The organism is Flavobacterium arundinis (assembly GCF_038289855.1).
Lineage (GTDB): Bacteria > Bacteroidota > Bacteroidia > Flavobacteriales > Flavobacteriaceae > Flavobacterium > Flavobacterium arundinis.
In genome coordinates this window covers 300,456-317,344 of sequence record NZ_JBBYHR010000001.1, presented here as the reverse complement: position 1 = coordinate 317,344, position 16,889 = coordinate 300,456, and the positions used below count along the sequence as shown (strand labels likewise).

Below are 16,889 nucleotides of genomic sequence, written 5' to 3'. Positions count from 1 at the left end.
TTAGATTTATGCGTTTCTTCACTTCAATCAAAAAAAGAGTAGGGGTTTTATATAAAACTGTAACTTTGTTAAAAATTCTTACAGATGTTTTTTTCCCTGATAATACCGGTTTACAACAGGCCGGATGAGATAGACGAGCTTTTGGCAAGCCTTACTGCCCAGACTTACAAACAGGAATATGAAATCGTGATCATTGAAGACGGTTCCTCAATAGCTTGTAATGATGTAGTGTCTACATACAGCGAAAAACTAAACATTTCCTACTTTTTTAAAACAAATTCGGGCCCCGGAGATTCCAGGAACTATGGAATGAGCATTGCAAAAGGGGACTATTTTATCATACTTGATTCCGATTGTATACTACCTCCCGATTACCTCTCGAATGTTGCCGCCAGCCTTAATAAGCAATATGTTGATTGTTTTGGCGGGCCGGATGCAGCCCTCGATTCATTCAGCGATGTGCAAAAGGCAATCAATTTTACCATGACCTCCTTCCTTACGACAGGAGGGATAAGGGGAAAATCTGAGAAGATAGAAAAATTCCAGCCCCGCAGCTTTAATATGGGACTTTCTAAAAAAGGTTTTGAGGCATCCGGAGGGTTTGGTGACATACACCCCGGCGAAGACCCCGATCTTTCTATACGGCTATGGAAACTGGGTTTCACTACGCGCCTGTTTCCCGATTGCTATGTTTATCACAAACGAAGGATTGACTGGGGGAAATTTTACAAACAGGTGAATAAATTCGGCAAAGCCAGGCCTATCCTGGACCTGTGGCACCCGCAATATAAAAAGATAACCTTTCTGTTTCCATCCCTTTTTATGCTGGGGCTCGCAGGTTCTCTTATCATACTGTTAATTAATGTCCAATTCTTCTTATATCTTTATACATTGTACTTCATAATGTTATTTTTCGCAGCAACACTGCAAAACAGGAGTGTAAAGGTTGGATTTTTATCGCTTATAGCGGTTTTTATACAGTTTTATGGCTATGGTATAGGGTACATGCAATCGTTTATGAAAGTCCACATACTCAAACAAAGACCGCAGGAAGCATTTCCCGGATTATTCTTTAAAAAGTAATGAAAACAAAGATCATCGGCTTAACAGGCGGCATCGGGAGTGGTAAAACTACCATCGCGCAGTACTTTATTGCGTGGGGCATACCGGTTTACTTTGCCGACGATGAAGCAAAAAAAATACTTTATACACCGGATACGATTAAGGAAGTCGGCAACGCATTTGGAGAGTCAGCTTTTACTGATGGCATGCCCGACAGGCAAAAAATTGCCGGTATCGTATTTAATGATCCGAAAAAGCTGGAAGTGCTTAACGGGATCATTCATCCTAAAGTGAGGCAGCATTTTAAAGACTGGGTAGCCGCCCGCGAAAAGGAGCCCGTGGTAATTAAGGAGACCGCAATTTTGTTTGAATCGGGGAGTTATAAAGATTGTGATGCGGTGATATTAGTAACTGCTCCAAAGGAATTGAGGCTCAAAAGGGTCATGCAGCGTGATAATACCACCGAAGAAAAAGTGCTTGAACGGATGGAAAGCCAGTGGGACGATGAACGAAAAATGCCGCTAAGTACTTATATTATTCATAATATAGATACTGCCCAGGCTGAGAAAGATGCCCAAAACGTGTTTGAAATTATACAAAAATGTGAAAATTAAAACCGGCTGTTAATGTTTGGTTAATATTTTCGGGCTTTAAATGTTAAAATGTTAATTTTGTAATGATGAATAAAACTAGATTTCGCTTACTGGTATTCTTTATGAGCCTGTCCTTAATAGGGATAATACTGGTACAGCTATATTGGGTTAATTCATCTTTAAAGAACAGCGATGAGCAGTTCAGGTACCATATCCAGAGCATTTTGGATAAGGTGGCCAACAAATTACAGGAACAGGAGGGAGACGAGTTCTACAAAATATACACTAGGGTAAAAGATAGTTTGGGGCGCAACCCAAAAAGAAGCGACCTCCTGGCTTACTATGAACAAAATGGTGATGACCGAAAAAAACCGATAATTTATTCGGATAACGTTACCCGCGAGGATTATAACGATGTGTTCTTTGATAAAAACAGAGTTGATGACTATGTGCGAAGCAAGTCAAACATTGGGGCGGTAGTTCATAATGCCAATCCACCGAAAAGTCCTGCGAAAGATGTTGATACCGAAAGATGGCTTGATTTCCAGCTGGCAGGTTTCCTTAAAGATTACCGGGAGTTTAATTCGCCGGAGAAATGGATTTCCAAGGCTAAGATCGAAAAAACGATACGCACCGAACTCGAGCAGAATGACGTGCATACTCCTTTCGAATTCGGGATATACAGGAACGGGATGGCAACCAAGATTAAATCAGATAATCTGAAATGGGATCCCACTACGCTGTACCATAATGTTTTTCCGGACAACGAAGGGATGTCGCGCTATATGTTGCTGATAAGCTTTCCGCAAAAGAAAACTTTCCTGTTCTCTTCATTGGTAGGCATTACATCACTATCAATGATATTTACGCTGATCATTATAATAGCGTATCTGAGCGCCATAAACCAGCTGATCAAGCAAAAACAGATATCGGAGATAAAGACGGACTTTATCAACAATATGACCCATGAGTTCAAGACGCCAATTGCCACGATCAACCTGGCACTGGATTCTATAAAGAACCCAAAAATATTTGATGACAAAGAGAAGGTACAGCGCTACCTGCAAATGATACGGGATGAAAATAAAAGGATGCACGCCCAGGTGGAGAATGTGCTCCAGATCTCGAAACTCGAGAAAAAAGAGCTGGAGATAACCAAAGAGCAGGCCGATATACATGATGTAATTGAAACTGCGATAGAGCACGTTCATTTGATTATTGAAGCAAGGCAGGGAACCCTCACGCGCAATTTTACGGCGCAGAGGACTACCACATTATTAAATGATGTGCATTTTACCAATGTTTTAGTTAATATTTTGGATAATGCCATCAAATATTCTCCTGACGAACCCGTTATAGATGTATCAACAGAGAATGTAAAGGATTTTATCCTTATTAAAATTAAAGACAATGGACTGGGTATGTCCAAGGTAACGCAAAAAAGGATCTTTGAGAAATTTTACAGGGAGCACACCGGCGATATTCACAATGTGAAAGGCCACGGACTAGGGCTTGCCTACGTAAAACGTATTATTGAGGATCATAATTGCCACATATACGTAGAAAGTGAAAAAGGAAAAGGTAGCACCTTTATAATAAAAATGCCACTAATAAATTAAACATATGGAAATGGAAGAAGTAAACAAAAAGATTCTTTTGGTTGAAGATGATCCAAACTTTGGAGCCGTACTGAAAGACTATCTGTTAATTAATGATTTTGACGTTACACTAGCTAAGAACGGAATGGAAGGTTTCGAAAAATTCAAGAAAGACAATTTCGATTTGTGTATTCTTGATGTGATGATGCCTTACAAAGACGGATATACCCTTGCCCGCGAAATAAGGGAAAAAAATAAGGAAGTGCCTATTATTTTCCTTACAGCAAAATCCATGAAAGAGGATGTGCTTAAAGGTTACAAAGTGGGTGCTGACGATTACCTGAACAAACCGTTCGATTCTGAAGTGCTTTTGATGAAGATCAAGGCTATCATCCAGAGAAAAGCGTCGGAAACAAAAACGGACAACTCTAAATTTGAGTTCCAGATAGGCAGGTTCCACCTGAACTCAAAACTGCGTTTCCTTACCTTTAACGACGATGAGCCTATCAAGCTTTCGCCAAAAGAGAATGAACTGCTTAAAATGCTTGCATTGCACGAAAACGACCTTATGCCGAGAGAGCTTGCCCTTACCAAAATATGGAGGGACGACAACTACTTTACCTCGAGAAGTATGGACGTTTACATTGCCAAACTAAGAAAGTACCTGAAACTGGATGAAGATGTAGAGATACTGAACATTCACGGTGAAGGCTTCAGGCTGGTTGTAAAAAACAAAGTAACTGAAGAGAAATAGTTAAAAAGCCCCACATTGCGTTGGGGCTTTTTATTTTCAATTCAGTTTATGGTTGTGTCATTTCGACCGGAGCTTGCGGAGTGGAGAAATCTGAATAAATTAGGTACTATGAAATTGAATAATCCACAACAATCCGCGTTACAAAAAAATAATGATCATATTAAGAGACTATTTCCAGTTCAACTCCAGCGCAAAACACGCCTTATCATCTTTTGTAACGGTAAAATAGGTCTCCTTATCTTCTGTGCCGGTTACTAACTGCACTTCATCGCCAAGCATAAGCTCCCGCATATAATTCATATCAAAGCTTTTCAGCTGTTGTTTCAAGATAGGCTTGTGGTCGATGGCATCAAGGCACCATTCCAGGTATTTTACATTATTGGCGTGGAAAACAATATCAAGGTCGGACAGTACTACTTTCCTTTGAGAATGTACCGTAGCATCCCGGGATACATCTACTTTTTTAAAAGACTCTTCGGTAGCCAGCCTTTCGGGATATTTTTCAAAATGCTCGTGGGGTAGGGCAAGCGCCTCGGGCTTTCGCAATTTTGTATTGAAAACCGCCCAGTAGGTTACAGACCCGGCAATCTTTTTATCACCAAGATACATTTCCAACGCCCTTACCGACCGCGATCCCTGCAAATCGAATATCCAGGTTTTCACGGTTACGGTATCGCGCCACTTCGGTAGTTCATCGATCTCTACACGCATACGGCTCAGTACCCAAGCCTGGTCATGCAGCTGCATATCGGTAAAACTGAGGCCTCCCATTTCGGCATGGTAGCCTGCGGTTAACTGTAGCAGGTTGCAAAGTTCGGTATGCTTCAGCAGTCCGTTAGGTGTGCATTGCAGGAAATTTATCTCCCAGTCGTGCGAGTAAACCGATGTGAATTGAGGGGATATTGGCATTATAATTTGCTTTCTATGTAATTAATAATTTCAGGAGGAGGTGTCGTAAAGTCAAACCATTCGGCCTCGTTGCGTTTGAACCACGTCATTTGCCTTTTGGCAAACCGGCGCGTATTTTTCTTTATTTCTTCAAGGGCAAAATCTAATGTAAACTCACCGTCAAAGTAGCTAAACAATTCACGGTAACCTACCGTTTGCAGCGCATTTAGCCTTTTATGCGGATAGAGTGCGTTCGCTTCTTCAATAAGGCCTGTTGCCGCCATGATGTCCACACGTTCGTTAATGCGGGCATACATCGTGGCCCTGTCGGCTTCAAGCCCTATGATGATCGGAATAAAGTTACGGCTATTCTTTTTTATATTCAGGAAAGAGGAGTAGGGCTTTCCGGAACCGATACTCACCTCGAGCGCCCTCATAAGCCGTTGCGGGTTTTCCTTTGCTACATTTTCGTAATGCACAGGATCGAGCCGTTCAAGTTCCTGCTGTAAATACGTAATGCCATGCATTTCATAATTACTTATAAGCTCTTCACGTACTGATGGGGCAACATCAGGAAAGTCGTCAAAGCCTTTAAGTACGGCATCAATATATAGTCCGGAACCACCTGCCATTACGGCGAAATCATTGGTTTGGTACAGTTCGTCGAGCTTCGCTATAGCTTGTCGTTCAAAGTCACCAACAGTGTAATCGTCAAAGATGCTTATGTTTTGGATAAAATGATGCTTTGCGGCTTCCAGTTCCTCTTTTGAGGGTACGGCAGTGCCAATGCTCATCTCTTTAAAGAACTGCCTGCTGTCGGCCGATATGATATCACAGTTAAAATGCTGCGCGATCTTTATCGCCATAGATGTTTTGCCGATAGCCGTAGGTCCGATAACTGTAATGAGGTATTTTTTTGAGGTCTCCATTAGTTAAGTTTGTAGCCGCAATTGTAACAGAATTTCGCATCGTCACGGTGGTTTTGGGCGTTGCAATTATGGCATACCTGTGTATTGACCGGCGTTTTCTCGTTGATGAATTGCGCCGTAACCAATCCTGTAGGTACAGCGATGATACCATAGCCCAGTATCATTATCAGCATAGAAACGAACTGCCCGAAAGGCGTTGCCGGTGTAATGTCGCCAAATCCAACGGTAGTAAGCGTAACAATGGTCCAGTAAATGCTGGTAGGTATGCTGGTAAAACCGCTTGCAGGCCCTTCGATCATGTACATCAGCGTGCCGAGTATAACACAAAGCACAATAACGCTGAACAGGAATACTGCTATCTTCACCCTGCTTTTCTTCAACGCGGCTAACAACTGGTCAGAAGCTCCTACGAAATGAGTGGGCTTCAGTATCCTGAAAATCCGCAGTAGTCGGATGGCGCGAATGGCAATGAAGAAGCCTGTCCCCGGAAAAAGCAGCCCTATGTATTTCGGCAATGTGGCCAGTAGGTCCACAACGCCATAAAAGCTGAAAATATACCGCCATGGCCGTTTTACAGCTACAGTGCGGGCAATATATTCGAGCGTGAAGAATACGGTAATTATCCATTCTGCTATGCCCAGTTCATAACCATATTTTATCTTGATTGATGCCACGCTTTCCAGCATTACGGCTGCCACGCTGATAAATATGATCACGATAAGGCTCAGGTCGAAAAATTTCCCTGCTGGTGTATCAGCCTCATAAATTATGGTATGGAGCTTCTTCCTGAAATTTTCCGATAGGGCCATGTAGGTTGTTTTATATAAAAATAATAAATCTCTTAGAAACGTACTATTTTTAAGGCTTTCTTTTTGTGGATATAATTTTGGATGATCTTTTTCACATCCTTATTATCCTCCATGGGAACAATGATATTCTTTAGGATATCCAGGTTATGCACCTGGTAGTTCAGGTTAAAAAAACCATAGCCTTTGTAGGTTCCGTCTTCTATGAGAACCACGCTGCGTTCATCCAAAGCACGGCCCCTGTCGATAATAGCCATCGTCTGGTTATTAAAACTGTTGTTGCTTATGAATTCAGATACACGAACGTTGTACTCTTCGGGCGATTCTTCACCCATGCAGGCACCATTGCAGCCTCCCAGCTCATACGGAAAGCAATGTTCCTTGGCAGACGGGTCCATACCGTTCACTTTTTGGCACAGTTTGTATTTTTCGGTAATGGTAAACAGTGCGCTCCTTGCTTCCACAGGCCCTGAAAAAGCAATGATCTCTTTTTTGCGGGAATCGGTTTTTTGCAATTTGAGCGCCATATATCCATTGCTGTCTTTCCCGGCATAAATAGCCCACGGGAATACGGTTTTCTTCTGCGCGGTGTTGTAGGCAGGCTTATTGATTTTTATAGCACTGCATTCTTTTAACAATGCTATCAGCTCGCTTCCGGTCTCTTCGTAGTTTACGGTAAAGGCCTGCTTCTGTATTTTTTTTGATTTTGAGGATGACCCTGTAAAATGCTGGTTCACACGTTTTTTGATGTTCCTGCTTTTGCCAAGGTAGATCATGTCGCCATTTTCCTTATGGATATAATAAACACCTGTTACCGAGGGTATACTATCGAGCATGTCCATTAACTTTGGCGCGATACCCTTCTTCACTTCGGTTTTTATAAGGCTTTTTAATATCTCTTTTTCTATGTCTTTTTCAAGTAAAAGCTTAAAGAGATGCACGGTTGCCAAAGCATCACCGGTAGCACGGTGCCTGTCGGTCATCGGTATGCCGAGCGCGCGCACGAGTTTGCCAAGACTGTGCGAGGGCTGCTCGGGGAGTAATTTCTGCGAAAGCTCAACGGTGCAAAGAGTCTGCGTTTCGAAGTTGTAGCCAAGGTTCCTAAACTCCGTTTGGAGCACGCGGTAGTCAAACTGGGCGTTATGCGCCACGAGGATGCAGCCTTCCGTTATTTCTATGATGCGTTTGGCAACCTCAAAAAACTTAGGCGCGCTGCGCAGCATGGCGTTGTTGATGCCGGTAAGCTTTACCACAAAGGGCTGTATGGGTTTTTCGGGGTTTAAAAGGCTAATGAACTGGTCGACGATCTCATGCCCGTCATATTTATAAATGGCAATCTCGGTAATCCCTTCTTCATTAAACTGGCCCCCTGTCGTTTCTATGTCAAGTATTGCGTACAAAAAATCTGGTATAAAATTTTAATGCTTAAAGATACAAAGTTCGTGAATTAAACCACACGTTCATCCAAATAAACGAATTACCGCATAACCAAATCAACAATTATCTGTTCCCAAAAATACTGCTGCCTATGCGTACCATAGTACTGCCGCATTCAATAGCGATCTGGTAATCGCCGCTCATGCCCATAGAAAGGGTTGTTGGTTGATAGTTGTCAGTTGCCGGAATTTTAGCTATGGTATCAAAAACAGTTTTCAGTTTATTGAACTCCTTCCTTATCTGATCTTTATTATCCGTAAATGTTGCCATTCCCATAAGGCCTTTTACACGAACGTTCTGCATCTGCTTAAATTCTTCCGACTCCAATAATACTGTGAGTTCGGATTCATCCATCCCGAATTTAGTATCTTCTTCGGCGATGTGCAGTTGCAGCAGGCAGTCGATGACCTTGCGGTAACGTTTTGCCTGCCGGTTGATTTCCACCAGTAATTTAAGGCTGTCCACCCCGTGAATTAAGGAAACGAATGGCGCCATGTACTTCACTTTGTTGGTCTGTACGTGGCCAATCATGTGCCACTGGATGTCCTTCGGCATTTCGTCATGCTTGTCGGCCATTTCCTGTATCTTATTCTCCCCAAAAATGCGTTGCCCGGCATTGTAGGCTTCCATGAGATCAGATACTGGCCAGGTTTTGCTTACGGCTACCAGTGTAACGTGGGGCGGTAGGGAGGATTGTATGGTATTGAGATTATTTTGTACTGACATAATTAGGGTAATTCTTTAAAATGCGATGCAAGTAATTTTCTTGTAGAGGAATCAATATGTTTAGGAAATTCATTATTCACATACGAAAATTCATATTCTCTGTTTTTACGGAACCAGCTCGACGATTTCGTCTTTATTCTGACATAAAAAGGTTGTCCATCATTATAATATATTTCCAATTTCGAATGCCGGAATTTCTTTCCTTCTACAACATCGCTATTAAAAGCGATCTTCAAAATAGCCTGTCTATCAATCGTTCTGTCATCAGTACAACTTACATCTACTGTATTATCTTTTCGGATGTAAGCCAATTTGGTTTCTATTGCACTTAATGATCTCCCGTATGCAAAGGCAGTGCATAAGGGTGCTTTAGGAATATAGGTATTACATAAGCTGTCAATAACTTTAAGAGTTTGGTCGCGATTAGATTGACCGAAACTTTTTAAAGCAAATAAAATAACTAAAAAGGATAAGGTTTTCATATTGAAATTCATAAAGTTTAGGAATCTAACAACCCAATATCTGACAATCTAAAATTCTATATCTCATAAACCACTAGCCCGCTTCGGAACTTTGGTTCAATGTAAGTGCTCTTCGGCGGCATGATAAGGTTATTGTCGGCCAGGTGTTTAATCTCCTCAATACTCGCGGGGAAGAGCGTAAACCCAACCTCATATTCACCTTCGTCTACCATTTGCTTTATTACAGTTACGGGCTTGCTTCCGGGAATGTACTCAATGCGGCTATCGTTGCGCAGATCGGTGATGCCCAAAAGCGGCTGTAGCACCCTGTCATAAAGTATTTGTGCGTCCAGTGCTTCGGCAACCGAATTAAAGGTAGTGTTTTTCAGGTAAAGTGCATAAAAATCCCCGTCAAGATACATTCCGAACTGGAATTTTGATTCCGGCTTCCACAGCTGCTGGCCTTTATTTTCAATGTTAAAATCTGTAGAAAGCGCTTTCAGGAACTGGCTTTTCGATAAGCCGTTCAGGTCGTGGATGATGCGGTTGTATTCGTATATTTTAAGGTCAGTTTCCGAAATAAGGAAGCTCATAAAATAATTCAGGTTCTCATTACCTGAAGCCTTATCGTCCTCATACAGCATCTCCGCTGAAGCCGACCGGTGGTGGCCGTCAGCAATATAGAGGCTTTCCATCGCCCCGAATTTCTCAATAAGCCATTGTATCTCTTCCTCATCCTTTATCCGCCACAGTGTGTGCTTATCGCGGTTCAGGGAGGAGAAAAGGTATAATGGGCGCTTGTGTTTTCTGGTAGCAATCCAGGTTTCAATTTCCGGATTTTCCGGATAAGTAACCAGCACAGGTTCAGTATTAAATCCTGTCTGGTGCAGGTAGTCCTTAAAATATTCAACCCGGTAGGGCAGGGTATCCTCGTGCTTTTTGATGACATTATTTTTATAATCATCTATGGCTGTACCCGCTATTATGCCAGTGTAAACCCGGTTTTTGCTATGTATCTCGTAAAGATAAAAAACGGGCTGGGCTTCTTTTTGCAGTACCTGCTCTTCTTTAAATTCCTTATACCTTGTCCGCACCGCCTTAAATCGTGTTGCACTCGATATCTTCAGCTGGTTTACATACGCCGGATTCAGCACATGCAGGAATGAAAACGGATTGTAGTCCAGTTGCGAGGCGAGCTCGGCCGGGCTGTATTCGTCATATGAACGCGAAGTTACCAGGCCCACTTTATCGCGTGCCGGGCGTACTGCTTTAAAAGGGACTATTTTTGCCATATGCTGCCGACCTGCAAGGTTTCCAAAACCTTGTAGGTCTTGTTAAGTTAGAGATGAGATAATGCATCAAACCTACAAGGTTTTGGAAACCTTGCAGGTTATAGGTATAGTGACTGTAACTGTGACTTAAAACTACTTCTTGTAAGCTACTTTCTCAGCCTTCTTGCTTTCCGAATAGTCATAGAACCCTTCGCCGCTCTTCACGCCAAGTTTACCGGCGCGTACCATGTTTACCAATAACGGGCATGGGGCATATTTCGGATTTTTAAAGCCGTCGTACATTACATTCAGGATTGAAAGGCATACGTCCAGGCCTATGAAGTCGGCCAACTGCAGCGGACCCATAGGGTGCGCCATACCAAGCTTCATTACCGTATCGATCTCGTAAACACCTGCAACACCATTATACAATGTCTCAATCGCCTCATTGATCATCGGCATCAGGATACGGTTGGCCACAAATCCCGGGTAGTCATTCACTTCCACAGGTACTTTACCTAATTTTTCAGAAAGCTCCATAATGGTTTTGGTCACTTCGTCCGAGGTGTTGTAGCCACGAATGATCTCTACCAGTTTCATGATAGGCACCGGGTTCATAAAGTGCATCCCTATCACCTTGTCCTGCCTGGTCGTTACTGCTGCGATCTGCGTGATCGAGATAGAAGAGGTATTTGTAGCCAGTATGGTTTTCTCTTCGCAAAACTCGTTCAGGTCCCTGAATATTTTTAGCTTAAGGTCTACGTTTTCGGTAGCGGCTTCGACAACAAGGTCAACGTTTACCACACCGTCCTTAATGTCGGTATAGGTAATGATATTGCCGATGGTTTTCGCTTTGTCTTCCTCGGTAATCGAGCCTTTCGCAACCATCCTGTCAAGGTTAGACGCAATGGTAGCCATCCCTTTATCCAGTGATTTTTCAGATACATCAATAAGCTTAACGTTGAACCCGCTTTGCGCGAAAGTATGGGCGATACCGTTGCCCATAGTGCCCGCACCTATTACAGCTATGTTTTTCATTTTTAGATATATAGTTTAGTTTGTTTGTTGTTCGTTTATAAGATCTATTTCTTTTTTTATTTCATTCAGTAATTGCTCTTCTGTTGGAAGTATTACCTTATACTGGCTTGCCAAAATTGTTTTATTGTCTTCAGGCAATGAAAATCTCACGACAGCATTGTTTTTATCGGCACAGAGGAGTACGCCTATTGTAGGTTTTTCATGTTCCACTTTTTCAACCCTATCAAAATAATTCACATACATCTGCAACTGCCCGATGTCCTCATGGGTCAATTTATGTGTTTTGATTTCGAAAAGTACAAAGCATTGCAGTAACCTATTGTAAAAGACGAGGTCTATAAAAAAATCATCGCCCTCGAGATGTATCCTTTTTTGGCGTGCTACGAATGAAAATCCATTACCCAACTCTAAAAGAAAATCCTGTAAATGTGTGATTATTGCCTGTTCAAGGTCTTTTTCATAATAGGCGCTTTCACGGCGAAGCCCTAAAAACTCCAAGACCATTGGGTCTTTAATAATCTCTTCAGGCCTTGTGGGCAGTTGCTCGTTTCGGGCTACAGCCAAAACACTTTCCTTATCATTACTAAGTAGCAACCGTTCAAAAAGCTGGCTGTTTACCTGGCGCTCCATCTGCCTTACCGACCAATTATTTTTAACGGTTTCAGCGATGTAGTAGTCTATTTTATCTTTATCATCAAAGCCTATAAGTGTCTTATAATGAGTCCAACTCAATTGTGTCCGCAGTGCAGACACAATTGGAAAAGTTTTGTAAAACTGTCGATACCAATTTAAATTTCGATATGAAAACCCACTACCAAATTCAGGCTGTAAGGCTTCAGAAAGATGTTTTACAAGATATGTCCCATAATCAGCGCGCTCTTTTCCTTTCTGTTCCTCATTAAACATACGCTCACCAATATGCCAATATAATAAAGTACGCTGGAAATCAACAGAACGTATAGTCGTTTCCCTCGCTGAGGCGATTAGTTTTTTTATTTCGTCAATGAGGGTTTTGTCCTGAAGCACGTTTTTTATTTCAAATTATTCTTCGAAGCCTCAATGATTCTGTACGCAATCCGTAACGCCTCAGTTCCATCTTCCAACGTTACCACAGGGGTAGTGTCGTTATTAATAGCATCGGCAAATGTTTCCAACTCATCGAGGATAGCGTTATTGGCATGAACATCAGGGTTATCGAAATAGATTTGTTTTTTAACGCCTTCAGCATTCTGTAGTATCATATCGAAATCGCCGGGTACTTCAGGAGCATCTTTCATTTTCACGACTTCGCATATTTTATCAAGAAAGTCAACAGAGATATACGCATCCTTCTGGAAGAACCTCGATTTGCGCATGTTCTTCATCGAAATACGGCTAGAAGTAAGGTTTGCCACACAGCCGTTCTCAAACTCGATACGGGCATTAGCAATATCCGGCGTATCACTGATAACAGATACCCCACTGGCATTAATATTTTTCACAGGCGATTTTACCACGCTCAATATCACATCAATGTCGTGTATCATTAGGTCAAGAACCACAGGAACATCAGTTCCCCTTGGATTGAATTCCGCAAGGCGGTGCGTTTCTATGAACATTGGGTTCTCTATCATGTGCTTTGTCGCGATGAAAGCAGGATTGAAGCGCTCCACATGGCCCACCTGCCCTTTGACGTTATGTGTTTTGGCAAGCAGCATGATTTCTTCTGCCTCTTCAACGGTGTTCGAAATGGGTTTTTCAACAAATACGTGCTTGCCCGCCATGATAGCTTCTTTAGCACAATCGTGGTGCGAAAGGGTGGGGGTAACAATGTCTACGACATCTACCGCGGCAATAAGTTCGGCAATGGTATCGAATTTCCTGTAGCCGAATTCGTTGGAAACCTTATCGGCATTGTCGCTGTTAGGGTCAAAAAAGCCCACAAGCTCATATTTTTCAGACTGGTTGAGCAAACGCAGGTGGATCTTTCCGAGATGCCCCGCGCCTAATACGCCAACTTTAAGCATAAGTATATATTTTTAACAAAAATAGCATTATTTGGTTTGATAATCCAAAAACAGCCACCAAAAAACCGCTTTAAATTTATTGAATTATTAATGTGCCGCATCGTGTTTTTTGCCCTGCAAATACCAAAAATGTTTTCTATTTTTACGGCAACTAATATAAGCAGGAATTGAAGGATACAGGCAAACATCAGGGACTTCGCAATCAGTTGGTAAGCGTTTTGGAACAAAAAGGCATTACCGATAAAAATGTATTGGCTGCCATCAGCAAGATACCGAGGCACCTGTTCCTCAATTCGTCGTTCGAGGATTACGCCTATCAGGATAAGGCCTTCCCGATAGGCGCCGGGCAAACCATTTCGCAGCCCTATACTGTGGCTTTTCAATCACAATTACTTGAGGTGGAAAAAGACCATAAAGTATTGGAAATAGGCACCGGGTCGGGTTACCAGACTGCCGTATTGTGTACCATGGGCGCGAAGGTGTACAGCATCGAAAGGCAGAATGAGCTGTTTAAATCCACATCGCTGCTATTACCGAAATTAGGCATTCGCCCTAAGCACCTATCCTTTGGCGATGGTTATAAGGGCCTGCCTAATTACGCGCCCTTCGACAGCATTATCGTTACAGCAGGAGCCCCAATGATCCCCAAACCGCTTATGGCACAGCTGAAAATTGGAGGCAGGCTTGTGATACCCGTGGGAGGCGAAAATGAGGCACAGATAATGACGCTGCTGGTGAGGAAAACCGAAACCCAATTTGAAAAGCACGAGTTAGGGAACTTCCGGTTTGTGCCGCTGTTGGAGAATAAGAATTGATATTTATTACCACATAGATACATAGATTTTATAGGCCCTCATTCCAGTGGAGAAAACATACACGCACATAGATGAAGCGAAGCTTCAAACTATGAGTTGCTCTATTGAACTTTACATACTTTAGCAAGGCTATGTGGCTATGTGGTTAAAAAAGAAATGGTAACTTAAATCTTTATTGATTTCTCTCTCCTTGAAAATACTGTCATTTCTGATGTAGAGGCGTTGCATTGCAACGTCTGACGATATAATTATCTAAAATATCCAATTAGTAAGATTATTTGCATATACTTCCTATCTTTGAAATATCAACCTTTTACCAATGAAACATCTATTTACAGGATTTGCCATTTTGCTGGCTTCTCAATTCACATCCGCACAAAGCCTTGAAAAAATGCAGTGGTTCAATGAACCGGCACAATGGCAGATAAAAGACAAAAGCCTCATCATGCAGGTAACCCCAAAGAGCGATTACTGGAGGATCTCCCATTATGGCTTTACCGTTGACGATGCGCCATTTTATTATACAACCTACGGCGGCGAGTTTGAGGCCAAAGTAAAGATAACCGGCGCCTACAAAGCACGTTTCGACCAAATGGGGCTGATGCTGCGTATCGACCAGAAGAACTATATAAAAACTGGCGTTGAGTTTGTCGATGGCAAATTCAATATCAGTACGGTGGTGACACACGATAAGAGCGACTGGAGCGTGACGACCCTTGATAAAGCCCCGCCGTTCATCTGGATAAAAGTAGTACGCAGGCTTGATGCGGTTGAGGTATTTTATTCCTACGACGACAAGACGTATATCATGACCCGCAATGCACCGCTACAGGATAATACCCCGGTTATGGTAGGACTGATGGCAGCATGCCCGGATGGCAATGGCTTTGAAGCAAAATTCGAGAATTTCTCTGTAAAGCACCTGCCGGATCAAAGGAGGCTGGAATGGCTGGAGGAGCATAAGGAGTAATATAGATTAAATATGATGAGTAAATACTATTTTAATTTCAACACTTCTTATAATCAGTTTTATCTTGAAGATAAAGAAATAAAGTCTCTGGATTCAGAAGATTTATGGTCTGGAGAAGCATTCAATAGCAGATTAGCTATGCATAATGGAATTATTGCCATTGGCACGTATTGCTATGGCAATGTCAAAGGAGAAATAGAAATTTTGGACGCCCCTTTTGATATTTTAAAATCATATCGTAGAGGGAGGAATTAATATTGCATCAGGAGAATTACAAATTTTAGATTGCCCTAATAGACAGGTGCAATTGTTTATAAAGTTGACCCCAGGTAAATACAGGATGCGTGTGTATGGTTCTAATTTTTCCAGCGTAGAAGAATACGATTTTACTAATGATACAGACAATGACTATTATAAAATTGAGCTTTGGCACAATGAGGATATGAGTAGGAACGTTTTGAAGAGTTTTGGAGAATTTTAGTTGTAATTACTTATATATCTTTTTTATCCTGTCAATATCCCTTTTACTATCGCGCTCCTTCATTGTTTCGCGCTTGTCGTAGTTTTTCTTACCGCGGCAAAGGCCTATCTCCAGTTTGGCTATTCCTTTTTCGTTGGTGAACATTCTTAGTGGGACTATAGTAAGCCCCTGGTTCTGCACACTTTTTAAAAGGCTTTTTAATTCCTTTTTGTTGAGCAGCAATTTGCGCTCGCTTTTTGGTGCATGGCTAAAGCTACGGCTAAAGGCATATTCCTCGATGTTGGTATTGATGGCAAACAGCTCATGGCCGTGGAATTCGCAAAAGCTTTCGGCAATAGAGGCCTTGCCCAAACGGATGGATTTTATCTCAGAGCCGGCCAGCACAATGCCTGCGTCATAGCGTTCCAGTATCTCATAATCGAACCGGGCTCTTTTGTTTAGTATGTTAACCGTTTTTTGCATAGGGGTGCAAAATTACACATAATAGTTTAAAGCCGCAACATGATAATTGGACTTGCAGTTACAATTCTTCAATTTTCACATCAACTACCTTTCCGTTCTCAACATTCACGATATACAACCGGCCAAATTCGTCCTCGGGGATATCGTTGTACTCGTTTTTACCTGTCAGGCGGTTTATGTAACCGGGAATGGTGTTACTGTGGCCAACGATAACTACAGCGCCATTTTCATGTTTTTTTATGATGGCAGCCAGGTCCATTTCGCGTGGTCCATATTCGATAACCTTCATCTTCAGGGCATCTGCCAGCGGTTGTGCCGTTTCCCGTGTACGGTTGTAGGGTGTTGCGTATATGGCATCAATCCGGTTGGCAACAAGGTACTCAATCCAGCGTGTTGCGCGCTCCTTCCCGGCTTCCGAGAGGTGGGTATCGGCAGTGGTATCAGCCTTTTCCGCATGGCGAATCAGGTAGATCGTAGTATAAGTGTCCTGAGCGGATGTTATCGTCATAAACAATAATGTTACAATAATGTAGAGGCTTTTCATAAAATATTCTTTTCGTCTGTTAGTAATTAGTAGCAAAAGCTTCTGTAA

At 42.2% G+C, this 16,889-nt stretch carries 19 protein-coding genes; 7 read left to right on the top strand and 12 right to left on the bottom strand.

Going from position 1 to position 16,889, the window contains the following annotated elements; genetic code table 11:
- The first annotated feature begins 84 nt into the window (after window positions 1-84).
- The 4 genes from AAEO56_RS01370 (at window position 85) to AAEO56_RS01355 (ending at window position 4,007) form a co-directional block, all read left to right on the top strand.
- Window positions 85-1,083, top strand: a complete 999-nt coding sequence (locus AAEO56_RS01370) for a glycosyltransferase (protein WP_341695220.1) — start codon at window positions 85-87, stop codon at window positions 1,081-1,083.
- The gene (coaE, locus tag AAEO56_RS01365) at window positions 1,083-1,676 is read left to right on the top strand and encodes a dephospho-CoA kinase (protein ID WP_341695219.1); all 594 of its coding nucleotides are present in this window, start codon (window positions 1,083-1,085) and stop codon (window positions 1,674-1,676) included. The genes AAEO56_RS01370 and coaE overlap by 1 nt, the downstream gene beginning before the upstream one ends.
- A 65-nt stretch (window positions 1,677-1,741) precedes the next feature.
- Entirely contained in the window at window positions 1,742-3,274 is a 1,533-nt protein-coding gene (locus tag AAEO56_RS01360) for a sensor histidine kinase (RefSeq protein WP_341695557.1), read from the top strand.
- Window positions 3,275-3,284: 10 nt separating this feature from the next.
- Window positions 3,285-4,007 (top strand): response regulator transcription factor, encoded by a 723-nt coding sequence (locus tag AAEO56_RS01355; RefSeq protein ID WP_341695218.1) that lies wholly within the window; start codon window positions 3,285-3,287, stop codon window positions 4,005-4,007.
- A 168-nt stretch (window positions 4,008-4,175) separates the two neighbouring features.
- Here AAEO56_RS01355 and AAEO56_RS01350 read toward each other — a convergent pair whose 3' ends face one another.
- The 10 genes from AAEO56_RS01350 to AAEO56_RS01305 all read right to left on the bottom strand — a co-directional run bounded on the left by AAEO56_RS01350 (window position 4,176) and on the right by AAEO56_RS01305 (window position 13,569).
- Window positions 4,176-4,916: an acyl-[acyl-carrier-protein] thioesterase gene (locus tag AAEO56_RS01350; protein WP_341695217.1), complete on the bottom strand. Its 741-nt coding sequence runs from the start codon at window positions 4,914-4,916 to the stop codon at window positions 4,176-4,178.
- Window positions 4,916-5,824 (bottom strand): tRNA (adenosine(37)-N6)-dimethylallyltransferase MiaA, encoded by a 909-nt coding sequence (gene miaA / locus AAEO56_RS01345; protein WP_341695216.1) that lies wholly within the window; start codon window positions 5,822-5,824, stop codon window positions 4,916-4,918. Before miaA ends, AAEO56_RS01350 begins: the two co-directional genes overlap by 1 nt.
- Window positions 5,824-6,633 carry an ion transporter gene (locus AAEO56_RS01340; RefSeq protein ID WP_341695215.1) on the bottom strand — a complete coding sequence of 270 codons (810 nt, stop codon included), beginning with the start codon at window positions 6,631-6,633 and terminating at the stop codon, window positions 5,824-5,826. The genes miaA and AAEO56_RS01340 overlap by 1 nt, the downstream gene beginning before the upstream one ends.
- A 32-nt stretch (window positions 6,634-6,665) precedes the next feature.
- The gene (locus AAEO56_RS01335; RefSeq protein WP_341695214.1) at window positions 6,666-8,030 is read right to left on the bottom strand and encodes an exonuclease domain-containing protein; all 1,365 of its coding nucleotides are present in this window, start codon (window positions 8,028-8,030) and stop codon (window positions 6,666-6,668) included.
- A gap of 100 nt (window positions 8,031-8,130) precedes the next feature.
- A complete protein-coding gene (locus AAEO56_RS01330; RefSeq protein WP_341695213.1) occupies window positions 8,131-8,793 on the bottom strand; it encodes a YggS family pyridoxal phosphate-dependent enzyme in 663 nt (220 codons plus the stop codon).
- A gap of 2 nt (window positions 8,794-8,795) precedes the next feature.
- A complete protein-coding gene (locus AAEO56_RS01325) occupies window positions 8,796-9,275 on the bottom strand; it encodes a hypothetical protein (RefSeq protein ID WP_341695212.1) in 480 nt (159 codons plus the stop codon).
- Between the two features lie 56 nt (window positions 9,276-9,331).
- Window positions 9,332-10,546, bottom strand: a complete 1,215-nt coding sequence (locus tag AAEO56_RS01320; protein WP_341695211.1) for a DUF1015 domain-containing protein — start codon at window positions 10,544-10,546, stop codon at window positions 9,332-9,334.
- Between the two features lie 132 nt (window positions 10,547-10,678).
- A complete protein-coding gene (locus AAEO56_RS01315; RefSeq protein ID WP_341695210.1) occupies window positions 10,679-11,563 on the bottom strand; it encodes a 3-hydroxyacyl-CoA dehydrogenase family protein in 885 nt (294 codons plus the stop codon).
- 15 nt (window positions 11,564-11,578) lie between these two features.
- On the bottom strand, window positions 11,579-12,589 hold the full coding sequence (locus AAEO56_RS01310; RefSeq protein WP_341695209.1) for a PDDEXK nuclease domain-containing protein: 1,011 nt from the start codon (window positions 12,587-12,589) through the stop codon (window positions 11,579-11,581).
- Between the two features lie 5 nt (window positions 12,590-12,594).
- Window positions 12,595-13,569 (bottom strand): Gfo/Idh/MocA family protein, encoded by a 975-nt coding sequence (locus AAEO56_RS01305; protein ID WP_341695208.1) that lies wholly within the window; start codon window positions 13,567-13,569, stop codon window positions 12,595-12,597.
- A gap of 167 nt (window positions 13,570-13,736) precedes the next feature.
- Between AAEO56_RS01305 and AAEO56_RS01300 the strand changes: the two genes are divergently transcribed.
- The 3 genes from AAEO56_RS01300 to AAEO56_RS01290 all read left to right on the top strand — a co-directional run bounded on the left by AAEO56_RS01300 (window position 13,737) and on the right by AAEO56_RS01290 (window position 15,609).
- The gene (locus tag AAEO56_RS01300; RefSeq protein ID WP_341695207.1) at window positions 13,737-14,384 is read left to right on the top strand and encodes a protein-L-isoaspartate(D-aspartate) O-methyltransferase; all 648 of its coding nucleotides are present in this window, start codon (window positions 13,737-13,739) and stop codon (window positions 14,382-14,384) included.
- 319 nt (window positions 14,385-14,703) lie between these two features.
- Window positions 14,704-15,354, top strand: a complete 651-nt coding sequence (locus AAEO56_RS01295; RefSeq protein WP_341695206.1) for a DUF1349 domain-containing protein — start codon at window positions 14,704-14,706, stop codon at window positions 15,352-15,354.
- A 12-nt stretch (window positions 15,355-15,366) separates the two neighbouring features.
- Window positions 15,367-15,609: a hypothetical protein gene (locus tag AAEO56_RS01290; protein WP_341695205.1), complete on the top strand. Its 243-nt coding sequence runs from the start codon at window positions 15,367-15,369 to the stop codon at window positions 15,607-15,609.
- Window positions 15,610-15,841: 232 nt separating this feature from the next.
- On the opposite strand, the gene smpB is transcribed toward AAEO56_RS01290, so the two are convergent.
- Both smpB and AAEO56_RS01280 read right to left on the bottom strand, forming a co-directional pair.
- On the bottom strand, window positions 15,842-16,297 hold the full coding sequence (gene smpB / locus AAEO56_RS01285; protein WP_341695204.1) for an SsrA-binding protein SmpB: 456 nt from the start codon (window positions 16,295-16,297) through the stop codon (window positions 15,842-15,844).
- Window positions 16,298-16,355: 58 nt separating this feature from the next.
- Window positions 16,356-16,841 (bottom strand): SixA phosphatase family protein, encoded by a 486-nt coding sequence (locus AAEO56_RS01280; protein WP_341695203.1) that lies wholly within the window; start codon window positions 16,839-16,841, stop codon window positions 16,356-16,358.
- Between the last annotated feature and the right edge of the window lie 48 nt (window positions 16,842-16,889).

What these genes read in the sequence shown, in the direction of transcription:
- AAEO56_RS01315 (WP_341695210.1), bottom strand. Translation starts at nt 11,563, where the DNA reads ATGAAAAACATAGCTGTAATAGGTGCGGGCACTATGGGCAACGGTATC.
- AAEO56_RS01320 (WP_341695211.1), bottom strand. Translation starts at nt 10,546, where the DNA reads ATGGCAAAAATAGTCCCTTTTAAAGCAGTACGCCCGGCACGCGATAAA.
- AAEO56_RS01305 (WP_341695208.1), bottom strand. Translation starts at nt 13,569, where the DNA reads ATGCTTAAAGTTGGCGTATTAGGCGCGGGGCATCTCGGAAAGATCCAC.
- smpB (WP_341695204.1), bottom strand. Translation starts at nt 16,297, where the DNA reads ATGCAAAAAACGGTTAACATACTAAACAAAAGAGCCCGGTTCGATTAT.
- AAEO56_RS01280 (WP_341695203.1), bottom strand. Translation starts at nt 16,841, where the DNA reads ATGAAAAGCCTCTACATTATTGTAACATTATTGTTTATGACGATAACA.
- AAEO56_RS01290 (WP_341695205.1), top strand. Translation starts at nt 15,367, where the DNA reads ATGATGAGTAAATACTATTTTAATTTCAACACTTCTTATAATCAGTTT.
- miaA (WP_341695216.1), bottom strand. Translation starts at nt 5,824, where the DNA reads ATGGAGACCTCAAAAAAATACCTCATTACAGTTATCGGACCTACGGCT.
- AAEO56_RS01370 (WP_341695220.1), top strand. Translation starts at nt 85, where the DNA reads ATGTTTTTTTCCCTGATAATACCGGTTTACAACAGGCCGGATGAGATA.
- AAEO56_RS01330 (WP_341695213.1), bottom strand. Translation starts at nt 8,793, where the DNA reads ATGTCAGTACAAAATAATCTCAATACCATACAATCCTCCCTACCGCCC.
- coaE (WP_341695219.1), top strand. Translation starts at nt 1,083, where the DNA reads ATGAAAACAAAGATCATCGGCTTAACAGGCGGCATCGGGAGTGGTAAA.
- AAEO56_RS01325 (WP_341695212.1), bottom strand. Translation starts at nt 9,275, where the DNA reads ATGAAAACCTTATCCTTTTTAGTTATTTTATTTGCTTTAAAAAGTTTC.
- AAEO56_RS01360 (WP_341695557.1), top strand. Translation starts at nt 1,742, where the DNA reads ATGAATAAAACTAGATTTCGCTTACTGGTATTCTTTATGAGCCTGTCC.
- AAEO56_RS01350 (WP_341695217.1), bottom strand. Translation starts at nt 4,916, where the DNA reads ATGCCAATATCCCCTCAATTCACATCGGTTTACTCGCACGACTGGGAG.
- AAEO56_RS01355 (WP_341695218.1), top strand. Translation starts at nt 3,285, where the DNA reads ATGGAAGAAGTAAACAAAAAGATTCTTTTGGTTGAAGATGATCCAAAC.
- AAEO56_RS01295 (WP_341695206.1), top strand. Translation starts at nt 14,704, where the DNA reads ATGAAACATCTATTTACAGGATTTGCCATTTTGCTGGCTTCTCAATTC.
- AAEO56_RS01340 (WP_341695215.1), bottom strand. Translation starts at nt 6,633, where the DNA reads ATGGCCCTATCGGAAAATTTCAGGAAGAAGCTCCATACCATAATTTAT.